This is a genomic window from Lactococcus petauri (genome assembly GCF_023499275.1).
In the GTDB taxonomy this organism is placed as follows: domain Bacteria; phylum Bacillota; class Bacilli; order Lactobacillales; family Streptococcaceae; genus Lactococcus; species Lactococcus petauri.
Genome location: NZ_CP094882.1, coordinates 899,089 through 910,981 on the forward strand (window position 1 = coordinate 899,089; position 11,893 = coordinate 910,981).

Consider the following 11,893-nt stretch of genomic DNA (forward strand, 5'->3'; position numbering starts at 1 on the left):
TTATTTTGAGAAAGTAACTTTATGTTATAATGATACTAATAGACTTTTTATTAAGGAAATAATGATGAATATACAAGAAATGAACGCGCGCAAGGAGAAAATCCGTAACTTTTCGATCATTGCGCATATTGACCACGGAAAATCAACGTTGGCTGACCGCATCCTTGAACTGACAGAAACGGTCTCAAAACGTGAAATGCAAGCACAGCTTTTGGACAGCATGGATTTGGAGCGTGAACGTGGTATCACGATTAAGCTCAATGCTATTGAGTTAGAATACACGGCTAAAGATGGAGAAACCTATATTTTCCACCTTATTGACACGCCTGGACACGTCGATTTTACCTATGAAGTTTCCCGTTCTTTAGCTGCCTGTGAAGGTGCTATTCTTGTTGTCGATGCAGCTCAAGGGATTGAAGCCCAAACCTTGGCCAATGTCTATTTGGCTTTAGATAACGACTTAGAAATTCTTCCCGTCATTAATAAAATTGACCTTCCTGCGGCAGATCCAGAACGAGTGCGTACTGAGGTTGAAGATGTCATCGGTTTAGACGCTTCAGAGGCTGTTTTAGCCTCTGCTAAAGCAGGTATCGGTATTGAAGAAATTTTGGAACAAGTTGTGGAGAAGGTTCCAGCACCTCAAGGTGATGTTGAAGCACCACTCAAGGCTCTGATTTTCGACTCAGTTTATGATGCTTATCGTGGTGTTATCTTGCAAATCCGTGTAGTTGACGGTTCTGTGAAGGTAGGTGATACTATTCAACTGATGTCAAACGGTAAAGAATTTGTTGTGACAGAGGTTGGGATTTTTACGCCTAAAGCAGTGGCGCGTGACTTCCTCATGGCGGGCGATGTTGGTTACTTGGCAGCTGCAATTAAGACAGTTGCGGATACACGGGTTGGTGATACAATCACTCTAGCTAATAATCCTGCAGAGGAAGCCCTTGCTGGTTATAAAAAAATGAATCCAATGGTCTTCTGTGGACTTTACCCGATTGATTCTAACCGTTATAATGACCTTCGTGAAGCCCTAGAACGCCTACAACTGAATGATGCCAGCTTGCAGTTTGAGCCAGAAACATCACAAGCGCTTGGATTTGGTTTCCGTTGTGGTTTCTTAGGCCTTTTGCACATGGATGTTATCCAAGAGCGCTTGGAACGCGAATTTAACTTAGACTTAATCATGACCGCACCATCTGTAATTTACCATGTCAACACGACTGATGGTGAAACAATGGAAGTGGCAAATCCAAGTGAATTCCCTGATCCAACGCGTATTGAAAGTATTGAAGAACCATTTGTCAAAGCACAAATCATGGTGCCTAACGAGTTTGTCGGTGCCGTTATGGAGCTTGCTCAACGCAAACGTGGTGAATTTGTGACGATGGATTATCTTGATGCTAACCGTGTCAATGTTATTTATCATATCCCATTGAGTGAGATTGTCTTTGATTTCTTTGATAAGCTCAAATCTTCAACACGCGGCTATGCAAGTTTCGACTATGAAATCTCAGATTACCGTCCATCACGTCTCGTGAAGATGGATATTCTCTTGAATTCCGAAAAAGTCGATGCCCTTAGCTTTATCGTGCACAAAGATTTTGCTTACGAACGTGGTAAAGTTATCGTTGAAAAACTCAAAAAACTTATTCCTCGTCAACAATTTGAAGTACCAATCCAAGCCACTATTGGTCAAAAAATCGTGGCACGTAGCGACATCAAAGCCTTGCGTAAAAATGTCTTGGCTAAATGTTACGGTGGTGACGTTTCTCGGAAACGTAAACTTTTGGAAAAACAAAAGGCTGGTAAGAAACGCATGAAATCAATCGGTTCAGTAGAAGTACCACAAGAAGCTTTCCTTTCTGTTTTGTCTATGGATGAAGAATAAAGGTAAATAAGCTACTTTATATCACAAATAAGTAAAAGACAGTCTTTGAGGCTGTCTTTATTTTTTGGATAAAAATATAATCGTCCTGGAGATAAATCATGAAGAAAAATGATATAAAAAGAATTTATTTCATTAAATTTAAGTGAATTTTTTAGTAAATATAAGATTTGTTATGATAAAATGAAAGTGAAAAGAAGGTAAGAAGTCGAGCATATTTAATGCTAGCCAAGATATATTATTGGATATTCGCGAGAGTGTACATTTTTAAAATATGCTGTTTAGGAGGAATGACCATGATTTATAAAAAATATGGCGAAGTTTTTAAAAAATTACGCTTGCAGCACCACTTACTTTTAAGCGATTTTGAACGGGTTGGTTTATCAAAATCAACATTGTCCTATTTTGAAAATGGTAAATCAATGATTTCTTTAGATAAATTAGACCTTGCCTTACAAGAGATGCACACCACTTTTCGTTCCTATATGCTGATGATTAATAATGATGAGGAGGATTATTGGTTATCTCAATTTAAGGAAATTGAGAAAGCTTACTTTAGCAATGACCAGAAAAACCTTCAGGATATATACATGAAAAATGTAAAATATGATATGGAAGAAAACCAAGTCATTGCTCTCTCAGCCAAAGCTTGTTTTACAAAGCTTTCAACTGACGAAATAAAGTATATAGAAAACAAGCTTAAGTCTTATCAAGTTTGGCATAGTTATGAAATGTATATCTTAGTGAACACACTAGAAGAAATTAATCCTGACTTAGTCTATCATCTGATTGAAAGAATTCTATCACAAAACAGTCAGTATTTAAAAGAAATCACAGAATTTAGAAATTTATTAATTAGATTAATCATCCGTACTATTCTTTCCATGATTAGAAGAGAGCAAAAGAAATTTTCAGAGAAGTTAATAGAGGAATTAGATAAATTAACACTTGTTTTTGATACCTATGTAAGAATATCTTCTATTTTTGTAAAGGGATGTTGGATTTATAAATTTGAAGATAAAAATATGGGAACAAAACTTGTTAGTAGGTCTTTAAAGATATTATCAGAAATAAATGCTTTAGAGCTTCGGGGCATTTTTAAACATAATTTTGAGAAAATAAAAGGATAGACTTATCGTAAAGGATATATGTCTCACCACATTCATACTTAAAAATAGCAGTTACTGGCGCAATCGATCCAGTAACTTTTTTCATTTAAATTTTATTTTTAAAGTCTATAAAAGAGAAAATATAGCTAATATGAGTTCGATTTCTTGAACCATTTCTTACAAATTAAATCTGGGACTCAGTGGATGAAGGTGCTTATAGCTCCTTGATGCCAGTATAAATGTATTGTGTAGACAATTACATCGAAAAAGAGGTTGATTTAATTTTTTTCTTATTATAATATAATGATATAAGGGATAATAAAAAAGAAAGGACAATTCTAGAAGGGTAAAGTAGTTCTCGTGGTGTTGCCCATAATAGAAGGAGGAGGAGAAAAAATGAAAAAATATCAAATATTACACAAAGTACTGTCTTTGAGAAGGCTTATGATGTTATCTGTCACGTTAATATTATTTATACTGTTAAATATAATACCTGTGCGGGTTCTTGCAACAAATGGTGGACTAGTCACAACTGCAGATAAAACTTATGCTTTTGACTACAAAACCCACATTCCTTGGGTCGGGGCTGCCAATAGCTTGTTTAAAGCTTCATTTAATATCCCCTCACCAGGTACAAGTACGATTGATGGCGACCGTTATCAGGGAACACTTACATTTACGAAATTGCCTAACAGTGATTACCGATTGGTAAAGGTGATTCCATACATGGATTCTCCTACTTTTACTATTACGAATTCTGGTGGATCTACAGCTGCAACTGGCTCTTATAACTGGAATGAAGCTCTCCAAGCTTGGACTCTTCCTAACCCACTGATAGACAATACGGCAACTAATGTTGATACGAGCCAAGCATTGAATGGCAGTGAGGGGATTAAAATCTACATGACAGGACCTTACACGAGTTTTATGCCATTAAGGACGCTAAAAAATGATCCCACATTGCTTGAAACAAGACCGGTGTTTTTAGTGGGAGATGTTGCTGCGCTTGCCCCTAATCTTGCGCAAAATATCCCTTTCACCTTATATCAAGAAAGAGCTTATGATGGTGATCCGAATAAATGGCATGCTTTCAACTTTAATGTCCCCGCCTTAGTGCAATACGAATATGATGGACAGGTTACGGGGACTAATCCTAATGATCAACTTGATTTAATCCCAGGAGAACTTGCTCATTTTGAATCTGAGGTAATTTTATCTTCAGAGCAGAAAATAACAGTTGATATGATATGGCAAGTAAGTAAAGATAAAGGTTTGTCCTTTAATGATATTTCTGAAAGCCTGACGAACTCAGCTGGTGATAAAACAATTCGTAAAACACTCGACTTTACTTCCGATATTTCAAATGAAGGTAATTTATACCGCTTAAAAATTACACCGCTAGATTCAATAAATAATGAACCTATTTACACTGAACCTGCTGTTTTAACATTCAAATCCGAGAGTTTAAGCTTTAATATTGCTTATGTCCTCAATGGTGGAACAAACCATCCTGCGAATCCTTTATCATATAGTTATGGTCAAGGAATAAGTCGTTTTGAAGCACCACAACGCGAAGGTTACACTTTCACAGGTTGGACAGATGGAGATGGTAATAGTATAACCAATATTCCTACCGATGCACAAGGCGACAAAAGACTCTATGCAAATTGGAAAGCAAATACTTATAAAATAAACTATGTTTTAAATGGTGGAGAAAATTCGCAGCAAAATCCAGATTCTTATATTTATGGACGAGGAGTAAACCATTTTGAACAAGCAACGAAGCAAGGCTATACTTTTACGGGCTGGACAGATCAAAAAGGTAAAAAAATAGAAGGCATATCAGCGCAAGAACAAGGTGATAAGATTCTCTATGCCAGTTGGGAAAAAGTTCCAGTAGCGTCAAATGAAAATGAAGAACCGAAAAATGAAGAAGTAGCAAAAAAACAGGAAGATACTAATGCTAACATAAAAATAGAGAAGAGCACAGCATCACTGAGTACTAAGAAAACTCAAGATACTACTAGGTCGCTTGGATCTAGAAAAAAACTTCCGCTGACAGGTGAAAATGCAAAACCATATCTTTATGTCTTAGGAGTAAGCATTCTCGTCGCCCTTTCCTTGTTGGGGGTAAAAAAATACTTAATAAAAAGGTAAAATGAAATAAGAAAAAAGACTAGCCGAGAGCTAGTCTTTTTTGTCTGGCTTCTTTCAAAAAGCATCTAACTTGGTGAATTTTTTATTCTTGAGTTGGTAGACAACATCAGAGCTTTGAGCTACCTCTGTTTCATGAGTCACGATAATTACAAGTTTATGATCTTCATGCGCTATTTTTTTGAAAAGCTCGACAATTTGGCGCGTCGTATTTTCATCAAGATTTCCTGTAGGCTCATCCGCAATGATGATATCATGATTTAAAACAAGGGCGCGTGCGATAGCCACACGTTGCTGCTGTCCTCCTGAAAGTTTACTTACAGGCTTGTATATTAAGTCCTCTGTCAAACCAACTTTTTCCAAGCTATCAATAATTGACTGCTTCTCATCGTCAAAGGAGACTTTTGAGATCCTGAGCGCTGTTTTTACATTTTCAAAAGCTGACATATAGGTTAATAAATTATAAGCTTGAAAAATGGTAGAAACGATGTTCTTACGATAATTGGTGAGCTGATTTGCTTTTATCTCGTCTCCATTAAGTTTAATCTGTCCAGACTTGGGCATATCTAAACCTGCTAGAAGAGAGAGTAGTGTTGTTTTTCCACTTCCAGATTGGCCGAGAATACTGTACATAATTCCTGCTTCAAAAGTTTCTGTGACATCTTGAAAGAGGTAATCTTCAGGATGGTTATAGTAGTAAGTCAAATTTTCAATGTTTAATACTGTCATAATGTCCTCCTTCTTTAATTTGTCAGCACTTGTTTAGGGTTTAAGCGTAAAATACCAATTGCTGCTAAACCAACGGCCACAAGCGTAATCAAGAGTGCAAGAGCTGCTAAAATCGCGATTTGTTGAGGATTTGTTTTAATTTCGAGCTCATTTATGGCCTTGAGCTGTTCATTATTTTGTCCCATACCAATCGCCGTACGCATTCCGCCAGGTTGAGCATTAGGACTTCCTTTTTCTGTCTGAGGTCCATCGTCTTGTCTTTGAGTACCATTTATTTGGGTAGGTTGATTGGTTTGACTGGTTTGAGTTTCTTGGTTAAGTAACTGTTGACCGACGGCATTGCCCACAAAGTTACCAGTAGCTGAGGCTATACCGATAGAAACGACCATTATCATAAACAGTTCAGTAAAGAATTGCGCCACAATTTTTCCTTTTGACTCGCCTAAGCTCATCAAGACACCAATTTCAAAGCGGCGTTCTCGCACCATGAGCATGACGATAAGCGCAAGGATGATGGCACCTGCAAGTGTCACAAGGATAACAATATTTTTAGAAAAACTGCTGATATTGTTAAGAGGTTGTAGCATTTGTTGGTAAATAGCATCATTAGACTGTACTTCAAATTTATCTGTATCGATAAGCTTGGTAGCTTCTTTGACAAACTTCTCTGAATCTTCTGGGTTTTCCAGATTAAAGATTGCACTTCCAAGCGTTCCTGTTTTACCATCGATTTGGTTTGGCACACTCAAAGCAGTGTATATCTGATTGGCTGGGTTCATAAAGCTAAAGTCTGCGGCCAAATCATTTTCTGTTGAACCTGATTTGTAAAGTCCTACAACAGTCATTTTGTAAGTTTTATCATTACTATCTTTGAGGGTAAATGTTGAGTTTACTTTGAGGTTGTTCTGTTTAGCAAAGCTCTCTTCAATGACAACATTATTCGTTCCTTCATCAGAGGATTGAATCGCGCGTCCAGAGGTTATTTTATTTGTCCCACCCGAAAACTCTGAAGAGGCGAGCAAGTCGTTTGTACCAACGATTTTGAAATCACCGGGAGTACTTCCGCTCATTTCCGGCCCTGCCATAAAGACAGCTCCTTGTTTATCATTATTTTCTGAGGTGTCAGATTGACTGATTGCTTCGATATTGCTTTCGGCATTTGCTGTAGCTTGTTTTGTATACGAGTAAGATTTTACTCCAGAAAGTTTCGCTATTTTTTCAGCATCTGCTTGAGTAATGTCAGGCATATCAGACTTGTTCGTTTTCCCCGTTGAATCATTCTTAGAAAAATTTTCCATCATTGCAGAACGATTAATGGAGAGTGTAACAGTCGCTCCGGCACTCTTCTTCGCATTTTCGATGGAACGGTTAGAAGCTGTATGAATAACCAAACCCGAAAGAACAAAAATAAGTATAGTTGAAAAGGCCACAATAAGTAGAAGGGTTCGTGATAGTTTGGCTTTAGTAAAAAGCCAGGCACGTCTTATAAAATCCAAATGAGATTCTCCTTTGTCTAAATTAATAAAACAAATTGTATGCTTATTTACTTAAAAATTAGTTAAACGATACATAAGCGAAACTTAAGAAATATTTTATTGTAAAAAAGAGATATAAAAAAGAGATACGTTAGTAACTTTGAGTAGAGAGTTTAAGTCAATATTCTTGAAATTAATTAGAAAATAGAGTATTATTGACCAGTCAATGATTGATTAGTCAATTATTGTGGAAAAGAATAAAAGTCACAGAAAGAGGATGGACATTTGATTATTGTTAATGCTAAATTTTTTATCAAAGACGAAAAAAGAGAAGAATTTTTAAGAGATACAGAGGAACTGATTGCTTCTTCCAGACAAGAAGAAGGATGTTTAGCTTATGATTTATACGAAGCAGTGCTTTCAACAAATGAATTTGTGATGATTGAAAACTGGGCTTCTTTAGAAACAATCGAAAAACACAACACCAATCCTTTGCTGCTAGCTTTCGCGCAAAATATCACTAACTATAGTGTTAAAAAGCCGGAATTGCAAATTGTAGAGAAGGGGTAAAATAAGCTTATGTCAGTCATAACAACTATTTTAGGAGTCTTGGTCGCCATAGAATTCTTTTATATTACCTATTTAGAAACGGTAAAAACGACTTCTGATGCAACAGCTAGAGTGTTCAAAATGACCAGCGAGGATTTACAAAACAAAAACGTCCAAGTACTGTTTAAAAATCAAGGCGTATACAACGGGTTGATTGGTATTGGGATACTTTATGCACTGTTTGTTTCTGCCGCACGCATTGAATTATTGAGTGTCTTCTTGGTATATATTATTTTAGTTGCGCTGTATGGGAGCCTCACGAGCGACCGCTTCATTATTTTTAAACAAGGTGGTTTAGCCATCTTAACTTTACTTAGTATTATTTTCTTCTAAATAGATAAAGTAATCCAACACTGAACAACAGTTTTTATAATAATTCCTAAGCTTTATAAGAAGGTATAGGTGAGCCCAAACTGGAAAGGAAAGAAAAAAATGACGAAAAAAATATTAATCATAGAAACAAATACGCCCAAATATAATAAAACAAATAGAGCTACAGGGCTCTGGTTGGGCGAGACAACTCATTTTTATGATGAAATAATCTCTGCAGGTTATGAAGTTGACTTTGCAAGTCCAAAAGGTGGCTATGTTCCCCTTGATCCTGAAAGTTTTAAATATGCGAACGAAATCGATTGGAAATGGTATACAGAAAGAAGTTTTAGGGAAGATGCTCTTTCCAACACGAAAAAAATAACGGATTTAAATCCTCAGGATTATGGCGCTATATATTTTACAGGTGGTCATGGTGTACTGTGGGATTATCCGGAAAATAAAGAGTTGATGAAAGTCGCTGAAGCAATTCATTATGCAGGTGGATTTATAACGTCTGTTTGTCATGGTGCAGCTGGTCTTTTGAACTTGAAAGATGAAGAGGGGCAATACCTTATAAAAGATAAAGTCGTTACCGGATTTACAAACGAAGAAGAAGAGCTTAATGGAACAACAACTGCTGTTCCGTTCTTAACCGAAACCGAGTTAAATCAACGTGGAGCGCGATACAAAAAAGCCGCAGCTTTCAAAGAGTATGCTATTAGAGATGGGCGAATAATTACTGGACAAAATCCTCAATCTCCCCAAAAAGTAGCTGAATTACTTGTAGCTGAATTACGTAAATTAAACCACTAAAAAAAGAAGGGTCTACCTTCTTTTTTAGTTTGAAAAATAAGAGTGTTATGGTTCTCGTTTCATATTTTTCATGATGTTATTAAGTTGAGAGAGTTGCATAATCAAACTATTATAATTAATTTCATCAGATTGTCCTGCAAGTTCTTGTCCAACTTGTAGGGAAATAGCAGGAAGCATTTTTTTGAGTTTTTTTCCATCTACACTTAAAAATAGTTTGACAATACGCTCATCCGAACGCGAACGTTTTCGAACAAGATATCCTTTTTGTTCCAATTTCTTTAATAAAGGACTTAAGGTACCAGAATCTAAATATAATTCTTCCCCCAACTCATTCACGGTCATGCCATCTTCTAATGCCAGCAAAGCAATAAAGCTTGTGTATGTTAAGTCATACTTTTTTAAATACGGCTTGTACTGTTTTATAATTTCTTTAGAAGCAATGTATAGTTGAAAGCAAAGTTCCTTGTTTAAAATCGAATTACTCATGGTGTCCTCCCAAATATTTTTATTATAACTGATTTCATATATTTGTCAAATTCAATTATATTTAGTAAAATTAAATTGTGCACAATCAAAAATAAAAAGAGGTAAGGTAATGCAAAAAATATTTTCAACAAAAATGATAAATACAGGTGGCCGTAATGGTGAAGTCCACTCTCCCGATAATAGCTTTAAATTAGAGATCGCAGCGCCAGGAAGTAAAGCTGTGGATGCGACAAATCCAGAACAGTTATTCGCAGCGGGGTATAGCGCTTGTTTTAACAGTGCTTTAGACTATGTCAAAAAATCAAGAAATGTTGATGGAGAATCAACTATAGAAGTAACTGTATCTCTCTATAACTTAAGTCAAGGCGCAGTACCTGACGTTGTTTTAGGTGTTGATATCGTAGGACATATAGACGGTGTAAGCTTTGAGGAAGCAAAAGAATTGTTAGAAATGGCCCATGAAACTTGTCCTTATTCTCGTGCGACAAAAGGTAATATTGAAGTTACGATTGATATTTTTTAAAACTGAGAAATACTGGTAGAATAAGTATCAGGGAATAATATAAATAGAGATAGCTACGAGCTATCTCTATTTATTTAGACAATAACATAAAATATTATCCAATTATAAATTGTGCATAATAGACAAATAGTGTATAATTGTCTGATATATATATTCTAGGAGGAATTATTTTATGATTAAACTCATAGGTGTCTTGATTGTCTTGATTGGTTTTGTTTTCAAGATAGAGACCTTATTTGTTGTTGTTGTCGCTGGGATTTCTACAGGTCTGGTTGCAGGTTTGAGCATTCAGGAGATTCTAACTATTTTAGGTCAATCTTTTGTCGATAACCGTATGGTTTCGCTTTTTGTTTTGACTCTTCCAGTTATCGGTGTTTTGGAACGTAATGGACTTCGCCAACGTGCAGTAGATCTTATTGGCCGTATTCAGTCACTTACAACAGGTCGTATTGCCCTTGTTTATGTTTTTATTCGTTTTATTGCAGGCGCAATGTCTATTCGTATTAGTGGGCATCCACAGTTTGTTCGACCACTCATTCAGCCGATGGCCAAAGCTGCCGCAGTGAGTAAATTTGGTGATGTGGAGTCTGAAGACGATGATATTAAGGCAATTTCTGCCGCAGCAGAAAACTATGGTAACTTCTTTGGGCAAAATCTCTTTGCAGGGAGCGCTGGTGTTCTCTTGATTACTTCAACCATGTCAAGTTTTAACTATGATGTTTCAGCCGTAGACGTAGCAGTTGCCAGTATTATCATGGCTGTCCTTGCCTTTCTAGTGACAGCTATCCAGTTTGTACTGTATGACAGAAAACTTCTTCGAAAATTTGGAAAGAAAGAGGTAAAATAAACCATGCAAGCTTTTATTGACGTTTCATTAAATATTTTTTATGTCCTTATGGGTTTACTCATGATTTATATGGCCTATAAAGCTTTAACTACAATACAGGGAAGTAAACGTTTCGGAACGGCTCTTTTTTGGATTTTAATTGCTATACCATTTATTTTTGGCGCACTTATCCCAGCCTGGCTTGTAGGACTCTTTATTGTTTTAAGCAGTTTGCTTACACTAACTAAGCAAGTGACCTTTGGGAAATATAAAGCTTTGGACGACAACTTTGGCGAAAAACAGTCTAAAGTCTTGAAGAATAAAATCTTTATTCCTTCCTTTATTCTGGCATTTGTAGCTGTTGGCATTGCGATGGCTTTAGGTAAATTTACCAATGCTTCACTCTTTGCTATCGGTGTAGCTTCGGTTGTTGCCTTAGTGTTTGCATTGATAATGACAAAAGCAAAAGTGACAGAATCCGTGGAGGATGGCGCACGCCTCTTTGATTCAATGGGGCCGGTTGCGATTTTACCACAATTGTTGGTTGCCTTAGGTGCACTCTTTACAACCGCAGGTGTTGGTGAAGTTATCTCGCAAGGGATCACAGGTATTGTCCCTGCGGATAACCGCTTGCTCGGCGTAGTAGCTTATGTTCTTGGCATGGTGATTTTCACGATGATTATGGGGAATGCTTTTGCGGCTTTCTCTGTCATCACAGCGGGTATTGGGATTCCGTTTGTCCTTGCCCAAGGAGCAAATCCCGTAATTGCTGGGGCATTAGCACTGACTGCAGGATATTGTGGTACTTTACTAACGCCAATGGCAGCCAACTTTAATATCGTGCCCGCTGCCCTGCTTGAGATGAAAGATGAGAATAAAGTGATCAAGGTACAAGCGCCAGTTTCACTTACGCTTATCGTTCTGCACATTCTCGTAATGTACTTTATCGCATTTTAAAAAGGAGATTATTCT

12 protein-coding genes are annotated in these 11,893 nt (G+C 36.8%); 9 read left to right on the plus strand and 3 right to left on the minus strand.

The genetic code is table 11. The features are described from left to right. The first annotated feature begins 64 nt into the window (after positions 1–64). The 3 genes from lepA to lgb_RS04480 all read left to right on the plus strand — a co-directional run bounded on the left by lepA (position 65) and on the right by lgb_RS04480 (position 5,151). Positions 65–1,888, plus strand: coding sequence for a translation elongation factor 4 (gene lepA / locus lgb_RS04470; RefSeq protein ID WP_019293520.1), 1,824 nt, complete (start codon positions 65–67; stop codon positions 1,886–1,888). 293 nt (positions 1,889–2,181) lie between these two features. Then, positions 2,182–3,015 (plus strand): Rgg/GadR/MutR family transcriptional regulator, encoded by an 834-nt coding sequence (locus lgb_RS04475; RefSeq protein WP_019293519.1) that lies wholly within the window; start codon positions 2,182–2,184, stop codon positions 3,013–3,015. Positions 3,016–3,390: 375 nt separating this feature from the next. After that, entirely contained in the window at positions 3,391–5,151 is a 1,761-nt protein-coding gene (locus tag lgb_RS04480) for an InlB B-repeat-containing protein (RefSeq protein ID WP_019293518.1), read from the plus strand. A gap of 54 nt (positions 5,152–5,205) precedes the next feature. Here lgb_RS04480 and lgb_RS04485 read toward each other — a convergent pair whose 3' ends face one another. Both lgb_RS04485 and lgb_RS04490 read right to left on the minus strand, forming a co-directional pair. Further along, on the minus strand, positions 5,206–5,877 hold the full coding sequence (locus lgb_RS04485) for an ABC transporter ATP-binding protein (protein WP_019293517.1): 672 nt from the start codon (positions 5,875–5,877) through the stop codon (positions 5,206–5,208). Positions 5,878–5,891: 14 nt separating this feature from the next. Further along, positions 5,892–7,373 carry an ABC transporter permease gene (locus tag lgb_RS04490; protein WP_249663294.1) on the minus strand — a complete coding sequence of 494 codons (1,482 nt, stop codon included), beginning with the start codon at positions 7,371–7,373 and terminating at the stop codon, positions 5,892–5,894. Positions 7,374–7,637: 264 nt separating this feature from the next. On the opposite strand from lgb_RS04490, the gene lgb_RS04495 reads away from it, so the two are divergent. From lgb_RS04495 to lgb_RS04505, 3 genes are all read left to right on the plus strand, one after another. Next, on the plus strand, positions 7,638–7,922 hold the full coding sequence (locus lgb_RS04495; RefSeq protein WP_019293515.1) for a putative quinol monooxygenase: 285 nt from the start codon (positions 7,638–7,640) through the stop codon (positions 7,920–7,922). A gap of 9 nt (positions 7,923–7,931) precedes the next feature. Then, complete coding sequence (locus lgb_RS04500; RefSeq protein WP_019293514.1) at positions 7,932–8,294, plus strand: DUF1304 domain-containing protein; 363 nt, start codon at positions 7,932–7,934, stop codon at positions 8,292–8,294. Between the two features lie 99 nt (positions 8,295–8,393). Next, positions 8,394–9,086: a type 1 glutamine amidotransferase domain-containing protein gene (locus lgb_RS04505; protein WP_019293513.1), complete on the plus strand. Its 693-nt coding sequence runs from the start codon at positions 8,394–8,396 to the stop codon at positions 9,084–9,086. 45 nt (positions 9,087–9,131) lie between these two features. Here the strand turns inward: lgb_RS04505 and lgb_RS04510 are convergent, their stop codons facing one another. Further along, positions 9,132–9,572, minus strand: coding sequence for a MarR family winged helix-turn-helix transcriptional regulator (locus tag lgb_RS04510; protein ID WP_019293512.1), 441 nt, complete (start codon positions 9,570–9,572; stop codon positions 9,132–9,134). Between the two features lie 109 nt (positions 9,573–9,681). On the opposite strand from lgb_RS04510, the gene lgb_RS04515 reads away from it, so the two are divergent. The 3 genes from lgb_RS04515 (at position 9,682) to lgb_RS04525 (ending at position 11,878) form a co-directional block, all read left to right on the plus strand. After that, positions 9,682–10,095: an Ohr family peroxiredoxin gene (locus lgb_RS04515; protein ID WP_019293511.1), complete on the plus strand. Its 414-nt coding sequence runs from the start codon at positions 9,682–9,684 to the stop codon at positions 10,093–10,095. A gap of 172 nt (positions 10,096–10,267) precedes the next feature. Then, entirely contained in the window at positions 10,268–10,942 is a 675-nt protein-coding gene (locus tag lgb_RS04520; protein ID WP_017370240.1) for a DUF969 domain-containing protein, read from the plus strand. 3 nt (positions 10,943–10,945) lie between these two features. Then, the gene (locus lgb_RS04525; RefSeq protein WP_017370239.1) at positions 10,946–11,878 is read left to right on the plus strand and encodes a DUF979 domain-containing protein; all 933 of its coding nucleotides are present in this window, start codon (positions 10,946–10,948) and stop codon (positions 11,876–11,878) included. The last annotated feature ends 15 nt before the right edge of the window (positions 11,879–11,893 follow it).